The 18506-nt window shown below is 38.5% G+C and carries 14 protein-coding genes and 1 pseudogene; 13 read left to right on the forward strand and 2 right to left on the reverse strand.

The features are described from left to right. A partial coding sequence (locus C0J08_RS03555; protein WP_212656234.1) for a transposase occupies nt 1–230 on the reverse strand: 230 nt, incomplete at its 3' end. 1299 nt (nt 231–1529) lie between these two features. On the opposite strand from C0J08_RS03555, the gene C0J08_RS03560 reads away from it, so the two are divergent. The 7 genes from C0J08_RS03560 to C0J08_RS03590 all read left to right on the forward strand — a co-directional run bounded on the left by C0J08_RS03560 (nt 1530) and on the right by C0J08_RS03590 (nt 9508). Continuing rightward, nucleotides 1530–2081, forward strand: a complete 552-nt coding sequence (locus C0J08_RS03560) for a sugar transferase (RefSeq protein ID WP_212654748.1) — start codon at nt 1530–1532, stop codon at nt 2079–2081. Nucleotides 2082–2273: 192 nt separating this feature from the next. Next, a complete protein-coding gene (locus C0J08_RS03565; RefSeq protein ID WP_249344491.1) occupies nt 2274–4250 on the forward strand; it encodes a polysaccharide biosynthesis protein in 1977 nt (658 codons plus the stop codon). 771 nt (nt 4251–5021) lie between these two features. Continuing rightward, a complete protein-coding gene (locus tag C0J08_RS22860; protein WP_212654749.1) occupies nt 5022–5159 on the forward strand; it encodes a hypothetical protein in 138 nt (45 codons plus the stop codon). A 231-nt stretch (nt 5160–5390) separates the two neighbouring features. Beyond that, nucleotides 5391–6650 (forward strand): flippase, encoded by a 1260-nt coding sequence (locus C0J08_RS03575; protein ID WP_212654750.1) that lies wholly within the window; start codon nt 5391–5393, stop codon nt 6648–6650. A gap of 16 nt (nt 6651–6666) precedes the next feature. Beyond that, entirely contained in the window at nt 6667–7710 is a 1044-nt protein-coding gene (locus C0J08_RS03580; protein ID WP_212654751.1) for an EpsG family protein, read from the forward strand. Then, on the forward strand, nt 7710–8597 hold the full coding sequence (locus tag C0J08_RS03585; RefSeq protein WP_212654752.1) for a glycosyltransferase family 2 protein: 888 nt from the start codon (nt 7710–7712) through the stop codon (nt 8595–8597). The genes C0J08_RS03580 and C0J08_RS03585 overlap by 1 nt, the downstream gene beginning before the upstream one ends. Next, a complete protein-coding gene (locus C0J08_RS03590) occupies nt 8594–9508 on the forward strand; it encodes a glycosyltransferase family 2 protein (RefSeq protein WP_212654753.1) in 915 nt (304 codons plus the stop codon). The genes C0J08_RS03585 and C0J08_RS03590 overlap by 4 nt, the downstream gene beginning before the upstream one ends. A 16-nt stretch (nt 9509–9524) precedes the next feature. Here C0J08_RS03590 and C0J08_RS03595 read toward each other — a convergent pair whose 3' ends face one another. Next, nucleotides 9525–10925, reverse strand: coding sequence for an undecaprenyl-phosphate glucose phosphotransferase (locus tag C0J08_RS03595; protein ID WP_212654754.1), 1401 nt, complete (start codon nt 10923–10925; stop codon nt 9525–9527). Nucleotides 10926–11588: 663 nt separating this feature from the next. On the opposite strand from C0J08_RS03595, the gene C0J08_RS03600 reads away from it, so the two are divergent. From C0J08_RS03600 to C0J08_RS03625, 6 genes and pseudogenes are all read left to right on the forward strand, one after another. Continuing rightward, nucleotides 11589–12663 (forward strand): IS3 family transposase gene (locus C0J08_RS03600; RefSeq protein WP_212654755.1). Its coding sequence is split into 2 segments (ribosomal slippage): nt 11589–11842 and nt 11841–12663, totalling 1077 coding nucleotides; the frame shifts between segments, so codons are not numbered across the junction. Nucleotides 12664–12704: 41 nt separating this feature from the next. Next, nucleotides 12705–12917, forward strand: a pseudogene (locus tag C0J08_RS03605) (integrase core domain-containing protein); the annotation flags it as partial. Nucleotides 12918–13144: 227 nt separating this feature from the next. Beyond that, nucleotides 13145–14716 (forward strand): galactarate dehydratase, encoded by a 1572-nt coding sequence (gene garD, locus C0J08_RS03610; protein ID WP_212654756.1) that lies wholly within the window; start codon nt 13145–13147, stop codon nt 14714–14716. 78 nt (nt 14717–14794) lie between these two features. Further along, entirely contained in the window at nt 14795–15502 is a 708-nt protein-coding gene (locus tag C0J08_RS03615; RefSeq protein WP_212654757.1) for a glycosyltransferase family 2 protein, read from the forward strand. After that, on the forward strand, nt 15495–17324 hold the full coding sequence (locus tag C0J08_RS03620; RefSeq protein ID WP_212654758.1) for a hypothetical protein: 1830 nt from the start codon (nt 15495–15497) through the stop codon (nt 17322–17324). Before C0J08_RS03615 ends, C0J08_RS03620 begins: the two co-directional genes overlap by 8 nt. Next, nucleotides 17317–18504 carry a Gfo/Idh/MocA family protein gene (locus C0J08_RS03625; RefSeq protein WP_212654759.1) on the forward strand — a complete coding sequence of 396 codons (1188 nt, stop codon included), beginning with the start codon at nt 17317–17319 and terminating at the stop codon, nt 18502–18504. Before C0J08_RS03620 ends, C0J08_RS03625 begins: the two co-directional genes overlap by 8 nt. Nucleotides 18505–18506 lie beyond the last annotated feature (2 nt).

Below are 18506 nucleotides of genomic sequence, written 5' to 3' on the forward strand. Positions count from 1 at the left end.
CGACTAATTTTGGCTTCAAGCTCTTGTATGCGCTGCTGCTCTGGTGTCAGAGCTTTCGCTTTTGGTGTGGCACCACCTCGTTCATCTTTAAGCTGACCAACCCAGCGTCGTAGAGCCGTCTCACCAATGCCAAGGGACTGGCAGGCCTCAGTAAAACTGTAGCTTTGATCGAGTACTAAGCTGGCGGCTTCATGCTTAAACTCTGCTGAAAATACACGACGTTTTGTCATTAAACACCTCTCTTAATGTGGCAATGTTACCACCTAAAATGGTGTCCGGTTTTATTAGACCACTACAATTTGGTTTTCAAGCTGCTGCCAAGGAATCAACTCATCCATTCGACCAAGGAGGAGTTCTTTACGAGTTTTGCGGCGTTTGCTGGTAAATTCGGTATCGGAAGGATAGTTGATTCATGATCGGCTGGAGTCGTAGTTGTCTTAAGTCGGCTCGATTATCTCATATAGCTGACTTGTTCGCATGTTCCTTAACTTACGATCCACTTGCGAAGATATTGCTTGTGCTATAGTGAAAGCCACAGATTATTTTAGTATAGTATGATGCTTTACTTGTCCCTGTGTTGGCTTAGACGTCCTCTAAAATGGGATATCTTGGATTACGGTGAATTTCTCTGATCTTAATAGGTTCGAGTTTTATGCATCATAGTGGGGGGTAAAGAGCGACGAATGATATGAACAAAATAGTATAGTATTAGGAAATGAACTTTCCGAATGTCTTATCATTTAACAGTGATTAATTTCACCATGTACTATTGAAGTAAGGCAAAAAATTACACAGAAGAGCCTGCCTCAAAAGTAGCTTACTATGGAGCTAATACAGGACCTTTAGTCTGTAATGAATGATATGCACTGCGAATCAGGGGGGGAGGCAGATTAGCAATTTGGCAAACTGTTTTTCCTTTTTTGTATTGCTTTATTAAGCTGTTAAAGAAACTAACTACTATTAGTCAACTAGTTGTGTATTTACATGTTGGTCATAACCATAGCCTCCGTGTTCATAATCTTTGGTTTAATTTGTTCTGTAAACACAGCATATGGCGATGTGCTGGCTCCTGTTGGATAGAGCTAATATACACTTTAAGTTTAAAGTAGAGTTTGATTCGAACCGATAGTGATAGAGACTGGCATGTTCCTGTCCATTTGTTTATGGGTCTAATTAGAAACATCGGGAAGATTCTTAATCTAAGTTAGTTTTTTATAGCGCGCGGAGTTTTTGTTTGCGATATAGTTTAGAGAACTCGATTGTTACCCGTATAGGTTTTAATGATGTGGCAAATAAAACTTCTTTAATGAGTAATGATTATGGTGTTTAGACTACTTAATTATTGATTTTGTACTTATAGGTGCTTCATGTTATTTAGTGGGGCGGGTTGACTCTCTGGATGCTTAGTTTGACAGGTAGTATGGTAATTTTCGCTAGGCATTTAATCATACAAGGAATGTATATAGGTTGGAAATCACTAGTGTTTTTTTATATGGTGTTCAGAGGTCTTTTGGAAGAAGAGTGATGGAATGATTAGGTTGTTAGACTTGGTGTTTTCTCTGTTGGGTTTGATGTTTTGCTTTCCTGTGTTGTTAGTGATTTATATGATCGGTTTATTTGATACGGGTTCACCTCTTTTCCGTCAAGAGCGCGTAGGGCGTAACAAAAAGCCGTTTGTGTTGGTGAAGTTTCGTACTATGTCGGTGGATACGGCTTCGGTGGCGAGTCATTTGGCATCTACGTCTTCTATCACTAAGTTGGGTGGTTTTTTACGTCGTACTAAGCTGGATGAATTGCCGCAGCTTTGGAATGTATTAAAAGGGGAAATGAGTTTAGTTGGCCCGCGCCCTGGTTTATTTAATCAAACAGAGTTGACCCAAGCCCGTGATGTAAAAGGTGTGTTTATCGTTCGGCCGGGTATTACTGGGCTTGCTCAGACTTCGGATATTGATATGTCTACGCCTGATCTTCTGGCGGAAACTGATGCAAAGATGATTCGAGATATGTCTTTGAAAAACTACTTCGTTTATATCATCAAGACGGTAACAGGCAGTGGGGCTGGGGATAGAGTTAAGGGTTAGTCAAAATTTTTGTTAATCTTGATGTGCATTTTGTTTGCAAAATAGATCTAAAATATCTAAGTTCTTTTTCTTTGTCATTGCTGGTATTTTTATCTCCCTGAATACTGACTTATAATAGTTCTTTAGCTAGTGATGTCTGTTAGTCGGATGTCTTATCTGCAGATATATTTTTGTACTAATAGGTTTTACATAATGATAGAAAAGTTTAATTTTCTTTGGTCTCTTCCTCGGTTCTATAAGCGATTAATTAGTTTAGCTGTCGATGCATCATTCGTTTGTCTGGCGTTTGTTTTTGCTTATTGGGCTCGTTTAGGTGAGTTTACAGGCTTTTCGAGCTATTTAGTCGGTTCTGTATTGGTAGGGGCTATTGTTATTACTCTATTGGTTAATATCCGACTAGGGTTATATCGCGCAATTCTTCGCTATTTAACTTTTCACGCTTTTACGGCTATCTTATTTGGCGCGGCGGTATCGGCCTTTAGCATCACGACGTTGGCGTATTTTTTTCAGGCACCTATTCCTCGTACTGTACCAATTATTTATTTTCCTTTTCTGGTGATGTTGTGTGGCGGTTCGCGTCTTTTAGTTCGCGGATTGTTAGTGCATGCTCCAACTAAGGGATCTGAGTCTGTATTAGTATTTGGCGCTGGTTCTACTGGACGCCAACTTGCGTTGGCGTTACGTCAAGCCTCTAGTTACAGAGTAAAGGGTTTTGTTGATCATGATAAATCTTTGGTCAATACCATTATTCAGGGGATTCCTGTTTATAGTGAAGATAAACTTGATGAGTTGATTGATAAATACAGTATAGGAAAGGTCTTGTTGGCTATTCCAAAGGCCAGTCGCTCTGAGCGTAAAAAAGTTATTGATAAATTGTTACCCTATGCTGTGGAAGTTCTTACTGTGCCAGATTTTGACGATATTGTTACTGGTAAAGCGAAGGTTAGCGAGCTGCAAGATGTCGCCGTGGATGATTTGCTAGGTCGAGATGTTGTTACGCCAGTGGCTTCTTTGATGCAAGAGAATATTTCTGGCAAAGTGGTATTAGTAACTGGAGCTGGTGGTTCAATTGGTTCTGAGTTGTGCCGACAAATATTGGCCCAGCAGCCTAATACCTTGATATTGTTTGATGTCTCTGAGTTTGCGGTGTACAACATTGATAAAGAGCTCAATGAGCGACTGGCTGAATTGGCCTTCAACGTCAATATCGTGCCCTTGATTGGTTCGGTGCAGCAAATTAACCGTTTGGCCTCGTTCATGACGTCGTTTCGGGTGCAGACTGTGTATCACGCGGCGGCCTACAAACATGTACCCTTGGTGGAATACAACGTGGTGGAAGGCGTGCGTAATAACGCCTTTGGTACCTATTATTGTGCGCAAGCGGCAGTTGAAAGTGGTGTGGAATCTTTTGTATTGATTTCTACTGATAAAGCAGTGCGACCTACAAATGTGATGGGTGCGACCAAGCGTATGGCGGAGTTGGGACTGCAAGCCTTGGCGGAAGAGGAGGCCAAAAAAGCCGCGAAACAAGAAAAATTCACTCGTTTTTGTATGGTTCGCTTTGGTAATGTGCTGGGCTCGTCTGGTTCGGTGATTCCGGTGTTCAAAAAGCAAATTGCGGAAAGTCAGCCTATTACCGTGACTCACCCCGATATTATTCGTTACTTTATGACCATTCCGGAAGCCGCTCAGCTGGTGATTCAAGCGGGTGCCATGGGGAAAGGTGGGGATGTGTTTGTATTAGATATGGGGGAACCTGTCAAAATTGTTGATCTTGCAGAAAACTTGATTCGTTTGTCTGGTTTGGAAGTGAAGTCAGCTGCTAACCCGAATGGGGACATTGAAATCCAGTTTACGGGATTGCGGCCTGGAGAAAAATTGTTTGAAGAGCTGTTGATTGGTGACAATGTGCAAAAAACTCAGCATAAATGCATTATGACGGCAAATGAGCGGTTTTTATCTTTATCTGATTTCGTTCAAACAATAGATGAACTGGATCGGGCTTGTTACAACTTTGACCTTGAAAAAGTGCTTGAAGTTTTGATTAGTGCGCCAACTGATTTTAAACCTACTGATGGTATTGGTGATTTGGTATGGAATTCTAGGCAAATATTAGATCGGAAAATTGAAGGTTCTAATGTCATTTCATTACAAGTTAGCCAATTGTAATGAAATTGATGATTGATTTGTTGATATAAATACTAACTTAAATATGTTGCTCATGGGGTTTTTGATTGCAACTATTGTGTACTAGGGTCTAAAAAGACGTAATACGATGCCAGTAATCTTAAATGTCTTGTGAAACCAAGCCCTGGTTGATATCGCAAGCCACTGAGTTGGTTAAGGAAATGTTTTGCATATAACCCAACTCGTCCATAAACGGGTTAGGGTTGTATTTATTCTGATGAGAATTTCTTCGTCGTTGAGCTTGAAGTTTTGGTTTATTTGGATTTCGTTGAGCTCTTACTTATGGGACAGTGTTTGTTTCATGGTAAGACTTTCTTAGATGAGATGAATTGATATTTTCAGACTATAAATCTTGTCTATCGGTGGCTTATAGAAAACTTGGACTTTATATATTGATAGAGTCTATTAATTTTGTAGTTACTGAGCCTACTAAGGAAGTGGCTTTTTATTCATGTGGCCGGAGAAAGGGAAGCCTCAGAGATCTTGTTTGGCTTTGGCTATTCTGAACTTAGTTGACCATATGATAGCAGAAGGCTCTATTAACCGTCTAATTTGTTCTGAATCGCGTTTAGTTACCGTGGTAGGTGTAAGTATTTTTTTGTTGTCGAAACTTCGGATGCTGTTTTGATAAAGGATAAAAATAATGCACAAAATGTTAAACAGATTAAAGAAGGCCCTAAGGAACACGTCTATAGCACGACGGTATACCGTTAAAAGGTTGATTTTGGTGATTGTCATCAAGTTAAACGTGCTATGGTAAAATCAAGAGAGAAATTAAGTGTACAAATGCATTGTCATCGTACTTGGTATTGGGTTGTTGTGTTTGGTGTTGAAAAGATGGTATCGATAATAATCCGTTTTTATCGTAAATGTTTTAAGTTTTATATTTAAATGAGGAATGGCTAAAAAACGTGAAGAGTTTATTATAGTCGGTTCAGGTTTAATAGGTCTTTAGAATTTTTAAACGGTTTTTTACTATAAGATTCATGAAATATTAGCAAGCTTTTTAAAGAGTATTGGTTTTATTTGTCTTTTTATGTGATGGTTTTATCGGATTTATTAGCCTGAGTGAATATAGGTTTATATTTTTTAGTATGTTGAATTAATTATTTGTAGGGGAAAATGTCAGCTAAAAAATCTGAGAATGGAGTTTTTCTTACTAATGCTTTTTTTCTAGCGTTAATTCAGGCCGCAAATTTATTGCTTCCATTATTGACGTTTCCTTATCTTATACGAATTTTAGGCGTTGAGTTATTTGGAATATTAGCATTATCTACAGCGGTTATGCATTATGTTAATGTTTTAATTGATTATGGGTTTAATCTAACAGCCACTCGTGATGTAGCTCGTATTCGAAAAAATAAAGTAGCTCTAAGCCAACTGTTTTCTACGGTCCAGTTTATTAAAATATGCTTGTCTATTTTGTGCATATCTGCGTTAGCGATTGTACATGTTTTTACTTCTTGGTTAGGTTGTTACTCGGCTTTGTACTGGTTAACTCTTTTTTCTGTGATCGCTAATGGACTTTTTCCTATTTGGTTATTTCAAGGGATGGAGCAGATACGTTTAGTATCTATTGTGACGGTTACAAGTAAGTTATTTTATACTGTTTTTATTTTTTTGTTGGTTGATTCAAAGCAAGATTATCTTCTTGTTCCTTTTTTAGGATTAATTGCTAACTTATTGGTGGTGTTTGTTGGCTTATATTTAGTGGTTAGTTTTTTTAAACTGTGTTGGGTTGCACCTCTTTTCTCTCGTGTTGTTACTCAGTTAGGTACTTCCTGGTATATATTTTTATCTCAATTGAAAATTACTCTATTTAGTAATACTAATGTTGTTATCTTAGGTGTTTTCGCTGGCCCTGTTTCTGTTGGCTATTATGTTAGCGCAGAAAAAATTATGCGTGCGCTTGCTTTGTTACAAACACCTATTACGCAAGCTCTTTATCCTCAAATCAGTCAAACTATGAAAGCTTCACCAGCTAAGGCGCTATATCGTTTGCGACGTATTGCTTTTTATGGTGTATGTAGTTATGTCGTATTGCTAACTTTGGTATTTTTTTTAGCAGAATGGATTTGTATGTTTTTGTTCGGCTCCGAAGGACATGATATTGCTGCATTGCTTCGGATTATGCTTCCGGTTCCTTTGTTTATATTTCTAAATAATATTTTTGGTACTCAAGTGCTGCTTAATCTTGGACGGGATAGAGTATTTTTTTGGACTCTTTTGGTAATTGCTTTCGTGAGCTTAGTATTATGTTTAATACTTAGTTTCGTCTATCAGGCCTATGGAGCCACCTTAGCTCTGCTGTTAACCGAGTTGCTGCTGGCTAGTACATTTGCTTTTTTAGCAAAAGATGTATTTTTTAAAAAGAATTTGTAGTGAGATGGTAGCGATCGTGTTGAATGATATAATAGATGTCAAAAAATGGATATTAGATCGACGTGTTGTTTGCTTTTTTATCCTTGCGCCTGTAGCTACGATTATATCTGCCTACCTGTCTCTTGATGCGAGGGTATATCAGAGTATTTTTTCAAGTTATAGTTCAACTCCTTGGAATAATCTATGGTTTGAAGTAAGAGGTTATGAAGCGTTTTTTCTGATATTAGCGAAATTGCTTAATGGCTGGCCAAGTATAGTATGGTTTGGTTTGATTGCAGCTATCTCCGTTTGTTTGAAGTTAGCTTTGATTGAAAAAGGGAGCAGGCATTTTTATTTGTCGTTATTGATATATTTATCTTATTTTTTTGTTCTGCAAGACGGGACTGGTATTCGTGTTTCTTTAGCAATTGCAATAGCTTTTTGGGGCGCTTTTTTACTTAGTAAGGGTCGTTGGATATTAGCCTTTTATATAATTGTTTGTGCTGCTTTGTTTTTTCATTATTCTCTTGCTTTATTTTTAATTGTTTTTTTCTTTAGTAATAAGAAAATAACATATTTATTGGTTTTTTCTTGGCCTTTATTAATTTTTATGTGGTGGCTAGGAGGGGATTTTATAACAGTGCTAAATAATTTTCTTTCAGATGTGGAGGGCGGTGGAGTAGTTTTTTCTAAACTAAAGTCATATGCTTCTCAATATTATGAAACATCGGCACCCTATTCGTCTCAGTTTATTTTTTTATACTTTTTGTCTATTGTAGTTTTTTTACGCTTTAGGAAAGAGTTGAATTTATTCGAAGTTATTTGCTTTAATTGTATATTCTTTTCTATCTTTGTGTTGGGGCTTTTGGTCGGAGCTGGGGGGCTTCAAAATCGTGTAAGTGAAATCTTTAGATTTGGTTTAGTCTTTGTTTTTCCTTTATATTATCGTTATTGTTTGGAGTTGGTGTATAAACCTTGGATTGCTAATTTGATAACAGCAGGGTTTCTAATTGGCTATTTTTATTATTATGTTTTACGTGCTGGCCTGATTATCTGGCCTGAAAACTGGGGCCAATTTTAATGAGTCAACTTGCTTGTGTTATAGTTACTTTCAATCCAGAATCAGAATATTTTAAAAAAGTAATTGATAGAATAATAAAGAATCAAGTATTCATTTATTTGGTTGATAATGGGTCTGAAAATATTGATGAGTTATCTAGCATTTTACCTTCATCTGTTTTCTTAATAGATCTTGCAGATAATGTCGGTATAGCTAAAGCTCAAAATATCGGCATTCAACAAGCTTTCTCCTCTGGTGCTGAATATATTTGGTTAAGTGATCAGGATACTATTTATCCTTCTGATTACGCTGCTAAAATGATGGATGTTATAGAGTCCCTAGAAGCTACAAATACACCTTTTGGTGCGGTAGGGCCAAGCTTTATTGAGCTTAATCGTAATCGTGTAGAAGCATTTGTTCGTTTTGAATATTGGGGTAAGCGTTTCCAGCCAGAGAAGGGGCTCAATTCGGTTGCTCATTTGATTGCATCCGGCATGATTTTTTCAAAAAGTGCATTTGAATTAGTTGGCCCTAAGCGTGAAGACTTATTTATTGATTGGGTTGACCTTGAATGGTGCTGGCGGGCAAATTCAAAAGGCTTGCAAGTTTTTGGCACAGGGGATGTCATCATTGAACATAATTTAGGTGATGTGATGGTCAAGGTTGCAAGCAAACAAATATCTATTCGTAGTCCTTTTAGACACTATTTCATTATTCGTAATGGCTTGTATTTATGCCTCTATAGCAAGAATCTTCCGTTGGGTGCACGCCTTCATTATTTAATTCTGACACTTGCAACAAGTGTTATGTATCCTATCCTTGCTCCAACAAATAAGTGGCAGCATTTAAAAGTTAATGTCAAAGCTTTGTGGCATGGCCTTATTGGGCAACTTGGACCAAAAACATGAACGTAACTGTCATTGTGCCTAGCTATAACGGCGGGAATCTTTGGAAACAATCTGCTTGTCTTCTTGCAGAACAAATACCTTCTCTTAGAGTCAAAGTTATAGATTCTTCTTCTGAAGATGATACTCGTGAGATTGCTCAGGGATTTGGTTTCGAAGTGGAGCAGATAGATCAAAAAGATTTTGATCATGGAGGAACTCGTTCATACTCACTAGAAGACGTGAATACAGAATTTGTCGTTTTTCTGACGCAGGATGTTTTGTTAGAGGGAAAGGATGCGATTGCTTTTTTAGTTTCTGTTTTCGACAAGGATCCGGAAATTGTTTGTGCATACGGATGTCAATTACCTCATGTGGATGCCAATCCACTTGCGCAACATGCTCGGTATAATAGTTATAAACCAGATAGCTATGTGACGAGTTTAACAGATGATTTTCCTACAGGTTTCCGGAAAGCATTTTTATCTAATTCGTTTGCAGCGTATAGAGTAGATTTTTTGCGTTCGATTGGTGGTTTTCCAAGGCATTTAATTTTAGGTGAAGACGCTTATGTTGCCGCAAAAGCATTAGTTGCAAATAAAAAAGTAGCTTATGTTGCTGAGGCGAAAGTTAGACACTCGCATAATTATTCAGTTATTCAGGAATTTAAGCGCTATTTTGATATTGGTGTTTTTCATTCCACCCAATCTTGGATGATTGATGAGTTAGGTTCCGTTGAGGGAGAAGGTGTGAAATTTGCCGTAGAACAGTTGAGGTATGTGTGTAAAGTTAAAAAACATCACTGGCTTATTTTATCTATTTTTACATCGATGGCTAAATTTATCGGCTATAAGCTTGGCAAAAAGCATCAAATGCTTGGTGTGAAGCTATCTAGGAAATTATCAATGTATAAAAGTTACTGGAATAGAGTTTAAGGAGAGATGCCGCTTCTTATGCGGCATTTTTATGAACAAAGCCTTTCCAAAATGTCAGGAAAATAATCTTCATATCCAGCCAAATTGACCAATGTTCTATGTAATATAGGTCGCATTCGATACGTTTTTGTAAATCTGTATCACCTCGCCAGCCGTTGATTTGTGCCCAACCAGTAATACCTGCCTTTACCATGTGTTTTTGCATATAGCCCGGAATTTCATGTTTAAATTGTTCGACAAAGAATGTTCTTTCTGGTCTTGGACCCACTATAGACATGTCACCTTTGAGTACGTTGATGAACTGAGGTAGTTCATCAAGGCTGGTTTTACGAATAAACGAGCCGAATTTGGTAATTGGTTTGCTGTTCGCTCCGCCCCATTTAACTCCATCTTTTTCACTGTCAATTGGCATTGAGCGAAATTTAAGCATATTAAATACGCGCCCGTTCCAGCTGACTCTTTCTTGCCTATAAAAAATAGGTCCGGGTGAAGATAGTTTTACCCCTATTGCTAGAAGCAGCAAAATAGGGCTAATACCAATTAGTATTAGAGCGGATAGCAATCTATCTTCTAGTGATTTTAGGAAACGGTTTTTACCTTCTAGCATGTGAGAGGTAGATAGGTTAATAACAGGCAATCCGGCTACTTCTGTCATTGACTGATTTAATAGTTGAAAACCAAAAATATCAGGTACCATTCTAATTGTTACTGCACTTGTGGCCAGAGCTGATTGAACTCTTTCCATACGTTTTGCTTCGCTCATAGGTAATGCAATCCATACTTGATCTGTATTATTTTCGTTTACTATTTTATCAAGTTGTTGGAGGTTTCCTAGGGTAGGAAGGTCTTGTTTAAGACTTCTATTATGGTCATGAGGTTGATCCGTTATGAAACCCTGAACGACGAGTCCAAGCTCAGGGTTCGAAATCAATTTATTCGCAACATTTTGCCCAAGTTCACCGTCACCAATAATGATTACTCGGCGAATATTAAAGCCTTTTGATCTTAGTGCTCCAAGAGAAATTCGAAGAATAAAGCGATAGCTTAAGATTAGTAGGGTTGAAGTGATTAGCCAGGTAACAACCCAGATACGAGAGTAGAGTGCCGAAGATTGAGTTGCGAAAGCACTGATAACCAAGAGTAAAAAAGTTCCAAAGGTGGCCATAATTACACATTTCATTTCTGTTGAAAAAGAGGTACCTCGCCATGCGCGGTAGGCTCCAAAAAAAGTGAGTAGACTTGTGGCAATTAATACTCCGAGTAACAAAACATTTTTGTAGGTGCTGTTTAACTCTAAATTAGAAAATCTAAGCCAATGACTGAGTAAACCACTTAAAAGTAAGCAAAGGATGTCAATGGTTCTTAGGCTGATGCCAATAGAGGCGCTATGTTCTTTTAGAGCAAGTCCGGATTTCACTGTTTTCTCTACTTTATTAGTTAGATATCGGCTGATTTTGTGTATGATACCAGTATTTTTCTATTAACTATGCATTTAGAAGTGAATGCCATATGAAAATTTTATAGTGTGCTCGAACAAAACATCTAACTTTTTTATTTTAAGGCTATTTTATAGTGGTATGAGGTAAGTGTTTATAGCTTAATTAGGTGGTTCACTTCTCTGTATCAAAACAGAGTCGGCTCAGTGATCTCACTGATTCAAAGAATACGTTCGGGCAATAGTAAAGAGCGAACAGCCTGGATGTCCTAATTAGGTGCTATTTTTTTAGAGTTTGGACTAAGCTTTTCAAAAGGCCATGAAAAAATGAAGTCTTTGTTCCAGTGTCTGAACGTCCTATTTCCCCTATGTTCATGCAAGAGTGAATAGATCGTCATGAGTATTTTCTCAGTTTTAATGAACGTATCGAAGAGCCAGAGGAAAAAATATAAATAGTAACACTCAACTTCTGATGCCTATACTTGGTGTGGGAACACCGGGGGCCAAAAAGCTTTTATCTGAGATTCCTGACATTAACGAGTTTAAGAACTGAAGACATTTAGCTGCTTGGTTAGGTAATCCCCCCGAAAATTAATAGCAGTCAAAAGTAGAATTTTCTCGTAATCTAAACGCAGGAGGTTCTGCATGAAAAAGTCACGTTATACAGACAGCCAGATCATGGCGATTTTGAAACAAGCCGAAGCCGGAACGCCAGTCCCCGAGCTTTGCCGTGAACATGGTATGAGTGCTGCGTCATTTTATAAATGGCGTGCCAAATATGGCGGTATGGATGCACCCTTAATGGCACGGATGAAGAAGCTTGAAGAAGAAAATCGTCGTCTTAAAAAGATGTATGCTGAGGAACGGTTAAAGGCAGAGATCATACAGGAAGCTATGGAAAAAAGTGGTAAAGCCGTCTGAGCGGAGAATCATGGCTTTGGATACAGTAGCGAATAAAAAAGTGAGTATTCGTTTGGCTTGCTCGGCGTTTTCAATCAGTGAAACCTGCTATCGTTATCAGAGTCAAAACAGCGATAAAAATACACAGATTGCAGAGCTGTTGGTTGATCTCACAGTAGAGCAAACGGATTGGGGCTTTGGCCAGTGCTTCCATTACCTGCGCAATATAAAGGGTTATCTTTGGAACCATAAACGCGTGTACCGCATTTACTGTGAGCTGGCTTTGAACCTGCGTATTTGCCCAAAACGACGGCTTAAACGAAATGTACCGGAGCTTCTGAAAGAACCGACCAAATCAGATCAGGTTTGGTCAATGGACTTCATGCATGATCAGCTAGCGGACGGTCGTCAGTATCGCCTTTTTAATGTGATTGACTATTTTAAGCGTAAAGGATTAGCAATAGAAGCAGGCTTTTCATTACCGTCACAGAGAGTAATACGAGTGCTGGACCAACTGCTTGAGTGGCGGAAGAAGCCTATTGCGCTTCGTTGCGACAACGGCCCGGAGTTTATTAGTCATGAGTTTGTTCACTGGGCGAAAAAGAAAGGCATCAGGATAGATTATATTCAGCCAGGTAATCCTCAGCAAAATGCATATATTGAGCGTTACAATCGAACGGCAAGATATGGATGGGTTAGTAAACACCTGTTTGATTCACTTGAAGAAGTACAAGACTATGCAACACAGTGGCTATGGTTTTACAATCATGAAAGGCCACATACAGCCAACGGAGGTAAGCCACCTCTAATGGCTGCTTAACCTCTACTTTTGAACTGAGTTAAAAAAGGGAGGATTACCGCTATGACTGCTACCAAAATGCGTTAGCAGAAAGGGGGAATGGCATATTAAAGCAAGAATTTTTGATTGGAAGATGCAGAACTTTTAAAGAATTAGAAAGGCATATTAGTGAGTCTATTGATATCTATAATAGGTATCGACCTCACTTAAGTCTTAATATGAGAACACCAGAAGAAGTGCATGAAAAAGCCAGTATAGACCCCATACTGGCTTAACAAAAAATCGTCAACCTATTTTAGGACGACACAACCTATGAATGCTCAGGAAGAAAAATGCGGGGCTTAATCGCAGTTTGACTAATATTTTGTTATAAATAGCCCATAACTTTTTCATGTCCCAACATTTCCTAGTGGTTAATAGCGGCTGATATATGAGTAATATCCTCCTCGACTTTAAATATTCCGTGGGAATGTAGTGTAAATTTATCAGCGAGTAAATATTTATGGATTCATCCTATTCTCTTATAAAAGTAAATGATAATGATAATGTGGCAATAGTTGCTAATCCAAATGGTATACCTAAAGGAGCTATTTTGCCTTCAGGTTTGGTTTTTCAAGAGCAAGTTCCTCAAGGCCATAAAGTTTCTCTGGTAGATATTTCGAAGGGAGAGGAGGTTATTCGCTATAACGAGGTAATTGGTTATGCGGTTGAGCATATTGGTCAAGGTTGTTGGGTGCATGAAAGGAAGCTATCTTTGCCTGCTCCCCCCAGGCTAGAGAATCTTCCCTTAGGGACCCGACCTAAACTAGATGTTGAGGCATTGGAAGGTTATACGTTTGATGGGTATAGAAATGCAGATGGGTCTGTGGGAACGAAAAATCTTTTAGGCATAAGCTCTAGTGTGCAATGTGTCTCTGGGGTTATTGACTTTGCAGTGAAAAAAATCAAGTCAGAACTGCTACCCAAATACCCTAATGTCGATGGGGTGGTTGCTCTTAATCATACCTACGGGTGCGGTATTGATTTAACCTCTCCAGACTCAGCGATTCCTATACGAACACTTAAGAACCTTTCTAAAAACCCGAATTTTGGGGGGGAAGTTTTAGTGGTTGGGCTGGGATGTGAGCAATTGCAGCCTTCACGTCTTATGGAAGTAAGTGATACTCAAGTGTTAGATATAATGCAGGATAGTCAGAACCCTAGCCCTAAAAACGAAGTCTTGGTTAATTTACAAGATGAGTGTCATAGCAGTTTTGAGGATATGGTGAATCATATAATGCATTCTGCAGATAATCATTTAAAGAAATTAAATCAGAGATCTAGGGAAGAATGTCCAATTTCCGACTTAGTGTTGGGAGTACAATGTGGCGGAAGTGATTCATTTTCAGGTATTACGGCAAACCCTGTTGTTGGATATGTTTCTGATTTAATTGTTAGAGCGGGTGGATCCGTTATGTTTTCTGAGGTTACAGAGGTTCGAGATGCTATTCATTTGTTAACACCTAGAGTTGCAAATGAGTCTGTTGGCAAACGTTTGTTAGAAGAGATGACTTGGTATGATAACTATTTAAACCGAGGGAATACGGATCGTAGTGCAAACCCTACCCCTGGAAATAAGAATGGGGGGTTAAGCAATGTGGTGGAAAAAGCTTTAGGGTCTATTGCAAAATCTGGGACTAGCCAGATTATGGGGGTGATTGGTCCAGGTGAAAAGATAGAGCAAAAAGGTTTAAATTTTGCCGCAACTCCGGCAAGTGATTTTATTTGCGGTACCTTGCAGGCGGCTTCTGGTATGACTGTACAAATATTTACTACAGGCCGAGGTACTCCTTATGGCTTGGAGGCCGTTCCTGTTATTAAAGTGTCAAGTAACTCTGTATTGGGTAGTCGTTGGAAAGATTTGATTGATATGGATGCTGGTCGAGTAGCATCTAATGAAATGACTATAGAAGAAGCTGGCTGGGAGTTATTTCATTTGCTTTTAGATGTGGCTAGTGGGCGAAAGCTGGTAGCTACTGATAAGCTAGGACTGCATAATAGTTTGGTTCTTTTTAACCCAACTCCTGTAATGTAGCCGAATTTTCAAAGTCAATATGGCATTGGATTATTGTGAATTTTTTAAAAGATACTTTTGTAAAGAGAGGTGTAGAGCGTGTTACCTTATGATGTCTTGATTAGGTGTAAAAATGAGATGGCAGACCTACCGAAAGTGGCTAAGTCTCTATCGTCTCAAGTATTCCCTCCTAACAAAGTTGTGTTTGTTGATAGCGGTAGTACAGATGGTTCGCGTGAGTTCGCACTGCAGCAGGGGTATGACGTAGTTGATTATGTAACTGATCGTTTTAACTATAGTGAGTCGCTGAATTTAGGCATGGAATGTTGTAGTTCACCTAGAGTCTTAGTTTTGTCTGCCCATTGTATTTTAGTTACCGAGAATAGTGTTGAGCGTCTCCTAGAGGCAATGGATGTCTTTAATGCAGCAGGGGTTTTTGGCCGGCAAATACCTACAGAGCATAGTAGTCCATTAGATGTTAGAGATCTGTTAACTGTATTTGGCAGAGAAAGAATTATCTATGAAGCACATCCCTTCTTTCATAATGCATTTTCTGTAATAGATAGGAAAGCTTGGGAGGAAGTGCCGTTTGATGATAGTGTCAATGGTATTGAAGATCGAATATGGGCCTTAGAGCTCTGTAAACGAGGAAAGAAAATTGTTTACGAGCCAAATGCTCTTGTCTATCATGAGCACGGGTTAAATCAGACTTCAGATCCTGCTAGGGCTCTTAGAGTGTGTAAAGCTCTGGCTTCATTGCATAGAGATGATGTGGTGGAGTTTTCTAACGAGGTTTTAGGTGTCTAAGAAAATACGTTTAATTCGAGACTTATCATATCTTGATGAACTGAAGGTGGGGAGTGATTGTATTGTAATTAGCGACTCTCCATTAATTAGATCTCATTTAGAAAATATGGGCCATAAGGTTTTGGATACATCGCGATTTACTGGTTCCGGCTTTTGGTCTGACGTTATTTTTTTACGAGAAAAGATTTTAAATAATATTGATGTTTTGTCTTTTTTGAGAGAAACAAACTTACCTCTTTCCTTAGAGGCTTCGCTTAAGTTTCATCTACGATTTGCTTTGTCGGAGTTGAGTTATGAACTTAAGTTGGCAGATGTTCTGTGCCAAAAATTTGATTGTAAAAGTATTTATTTTGATGCCGGTTTTGTTACTGGAAGTATTAGAGAGAATTTCGGAAAAGATGTAACGGAAACAGAGCACTTTAAAAAAAGCCATAGATTAATGTCTTTCTTGCAGACCTGTCTCTTCAACGTATCTCTCTTATGGGGGAAGCTTTTTTTTAAACAAGGAATTTTAGTTGCTTCCTTAGGGTCTGGCTTATCTGGCATCATTAGTCGAATAAGTTCTTTTAGTGGGTATGATAAAACTATTTCTCTAATCGGCACTACGACCGGAAGTGGTTTAAAAAAGAAATTTGTGGGAAAAATTAAAAAAGGCTTTCATCGTTCTGGATGTCTTGAGTGGTTGGCTCTTCCTTCTGTTTATTCTTTTTTATCAAAACTAGATACGTCTAAGGTAAAGTTAAAGTACCTTGATCAGGCGGGGGGATTAAACCATGACTTTTTCCCTGTAAAAAATTATGGTTTAGATTTCATCTCTGAACGTAGTGTGACGCAATGGATTGAACATAGTGTTTGTAATTGGGCTGCTGGCCGACAAAGGGATATATATGTTGCTGAATGTGTGATAAAGAGTATTAGCCCTAAGTTAATTCTAGCTCAGCACTCACTCGATATGTCAGCTTGTTTAGCTCATGTGGCTAAGCAGTTTAGTGTTCCTACTGTGCTTATTTCTCATGGTTCCCATGTAATTAACTCTGATCCGATTGCAAATAAAGAATGGCTTGACCATTCTAAAACTATGTTTGATGGCCCCTTTGATTTAACTGCATTACAGACTCCAGCAGCTTGTAAGTTTTATGATGAAAGTAACTGTCAGGCTGGGGCATTTTTATCAGGCCCGTTAATTGTGTCGGGGAGTAGAGGAGAGAATAATGTAGCTAAGCGAAGAGAGTTGTTTGGCGATAATGCTAATAAGCTAATTCTCCTTCACGCTGGAACGCCTAAGCCTCCAAGTGCATTACGCCCCCTTATTTATGAAACTGTTGATGAATACTTAGAGAATATAAAAGGTTTCGTCGAGGCTGTTTGCCACAATCCACATGTTCATGCAGCAATACGTCTACGTCCTCAGTGGGGGATTACCCCAGAATTAATTGAAAAAGCTTTACCAAAGTCTGGATCTTGGGCTGTTTATGCATCTGGTGATTTTAATGATTACCTTGAGCAAAGTGATGCTTTAGTTAGTTATTCATCAACGACTTTAGAGCAGGCATTCTTTGCAAATAAACCTGTTATTTTGTGGAATTCAATGGTTCAGTACAATCACTTTTCTGCTGTAGCTATACGTGGTGAGGAGCAGTTAAAAGGGGTATGGTGGAGTAATAAAGATACGATTGAAAAAGATCTATTGGAAATATCTACTTGGGATTCTGATAATAGAATTTCTGGCTCAATTCAGTCTATTTATTGTGACTTTGATCGGCAAACTAGTGCGACTAGAACTGATTTATTAAATTCAATTATGGGTGCTTTAAGTGATTAATATTGTGGTTGTTGGTACAGGAATGTACACCATTGGTCGTCATACAGATGGTTTTGGGACGATTGTTCCAGCGTTAAATGAATGGGCTAAGAAACAGCAAGATGAAGTGACTATTCATTTGGTTGGCTCGAAAGGGAAAAATAATGATTCTATCCGTGAAAAAATAAACGGTTTTAAGGCGCTGAGTGGTAGTCAATTGCAGTTTTCTTTGTGGCCGGAAGATGGAGTCGTTGATGATGAAGCGTATAAACGGGCATTAAATGAAATTGATCAGCCATTTTGCTGTGTGGTTGCTGTACCAGATAATTTGCATTATGACGTTGCCTCTGAATCAGTATCTAAGCAAATTCCAACATTGGTTGTTAAGCCTTTGACGCCTACATATAAGGATTCTTTAGATTTAGTATCCTTATGTAAAAAGCATAATACCTATGGTTGTGTTGAGTTTCACAAAAGATTTGATGCCGCAAACTTAATGTTTCGTGATCATTTTAGAAAAGGGGGATTAGGTACTCCTTTATACTCAGTTGTAGAATACAGTCAAAGAGTGGTTATTCCTTCTAAAGTGTTTAGAGGGTGGGTAGAGACAACTAATATATTTCAATACCTTGGCGTTCACTATGTAGATATTATGCGTTTTGTTACAGGTGCGACTCCAACTCGAGTGTCTGCAATTGGTCAGAAAACTTTGTTAAAAAAGCAAGGGATTGATACCTATGATTCCATTCAGTGCAATATTGAATGGCGTTTACCTAATGCCACCGAGTCATTTATTCAGACGCTTCTAGTAAATTGGATTGACCCAGAAACCTCCCCTGCTATGTCTAATCAGCGCATTAAGATGATTGGGACTAACGGACGGTTTGAGTCAGATCAAACCGACAGAGGAATTTCAATTTACACTAACGAAAATAACTTCAGCACGCCAAACCCTTACTTTTGTACAACCTACGGTATTGAAGAGGGGAAAGTGGAGTGGAAAGGGTATGGTATAGATAGTATTACTACCTTTGCTGATGATTGCTATCGTTTGCGCAAAGGTGAAATAACTATGTCTGACTTAGAGCAATTGCGTCCTACATTTGAAGAAAGCTTGATTAGCTCATTAGTGGTCGAGGCATGTAATCTGAGTTTGCCTCAAAATGGTGCCTGGGTAGATATAGAAGAATTACGAGTTTAAGG

Origin of the sequence: Marinomonas sp. CT5 (genome assembly GCF_018336975.1) — a bacterium.
Taxonomy (GTDB): domain Bacteria; phylum Pseudomonadota; class Gammaproteobacteria; order Pseudomonadales; family Marinomonadaceae; genus Marinomonas.

What these genes read in the sequence shown, in the direction of transcription:
- C0J08_RS03560 (WP_212654748.1), top strand. Translation starts at nt 1,530, where the DNA reads ATGATTAGGTTGTTAGACTTGGTGTTTTCTCTGTTGGGTTTGATGTTT.
- C0J08_RS03565 (WP_249344491.1), top strand. Translation starts at nt 2,274, where the DNA reads ATGATAGAAAAGTTTAATTTTCTTTGGTCTCTTCCTCGGTTCTATAAG.
- C0J08_RS22860 (WP_212654749.1), top strand. Translation starts at nt 5,022, where the DNA reads ATGGTAAAATCAAGAGAGAAATTAAGTGTACAAATGCATTGTCATCGT.
- C0J08_RS03575 (WP_212654750.1), top strand. Translation starts at nt 5,391, where the DNA reads ATGTCAGCTAAAAAATCTGAGAATGGAGTTTTTCTTACTAATGCTTTT.
- C0J08_RS03585 (WP_212654752.1), top strand. Translation starts at nt 7,710, where the DNA reads ATGAGTCAACTTGCTTGTGTTATAGTTACTTTCAATCCAGAATCAGAA.
- C0J08_RS03590 (WP_212654753.1), top strand. Translation starts at nt 8,594, where the DNA reads ATGAACGTAACTGTCATTGTGCCTAGCTATAACGGCGGGAATCTTTGG.
- garD (WP_212654756.1), top strand. Translation starts at nt 13,145, where the DNA reads ATGGATTCATCCTATTCTCTTATAAAAGTAAATGATAATGATAATGTG.